This window comes from Streptomyces sp. RP5T (genome assembly GCF_003933965.1).
In the GTDB taxonomy this organism is placed as follows: domain Bacteria; phylum Actinomycetota; class Actinomycetes; order Streptomycetales; family Streptomycetaceae; genus Streptomyces.
Genome location: NZ_RSAJ01001260.1, coordinates 1 through 536 on the forward strand (window position 1 = coordinate 1; position 536 = coordinate 536).

1 protein-coding gene is annotated in these 536 nt (G+C 70.9%); it reads right to left on the minus strand.

Annotated features, from left to right (window positions below; translation table 11 throughout):
- Positions 1 to 25: 25 nt before the first annotated feature.
- Positions 26 to 322, minus strand: coding sequence for a hypothetical protein (locus tag EHS43_RS45715; protein ID WP_125196157.1), 297 nt, complete (start codon positions 320 to 322; stop codon positions 26 to 28).
- Between the last annotated feature and the right edge of the window lie 214 nt (positions 323 to 536).

Consider the following 536-nt stretch of genomic DNA (forward strand, 5'->3'; position numbering starts at 1 on the left):
CTCGGCGCCCCGGAAATCGGTGGGGTCAGGCCTTCGACCCGGCCCTGGCCTCCGCCTCGGCGGGCTTGGTCCTGATGTTGCGGGTGGTCACCCGGTGCTCTTCCTTGGACTTGTCCAGCACCATCACCAGCCCGGCGATGACCGCGAAGATCACGATCGGGGCCACGACGAACAGACCCAGCGTCTCGATGACGCTCAGGCCCGTGCCGGGGTCGTCGCCGTCGTCGCGGTTCAGCGCGGAGGCGGGGGACGACATGAGCAGCATCATCAGCGTCGTACCGGCCACCAGGGCGCCGGCGCGCAGGGCGTTCTTCTTGTCCACGGAGTCAAAGTATCCAACGGCGGTTCCGGCCGCGCGCCCGGGGTGCCGTATGAGGCGCCCCCGGCCGTGCGGGGCGGCGTCCACCACGGCAACCGAAGCACTCCTACGACACCCGAAGCGCTTCCACGGCGCCCACAGCACCGCCACGGCTCGTAGCACCTTCTACGGCGCCCACAGCACCCCTACGGCGCCACGGCCCCGCCAAGGCCCCCAC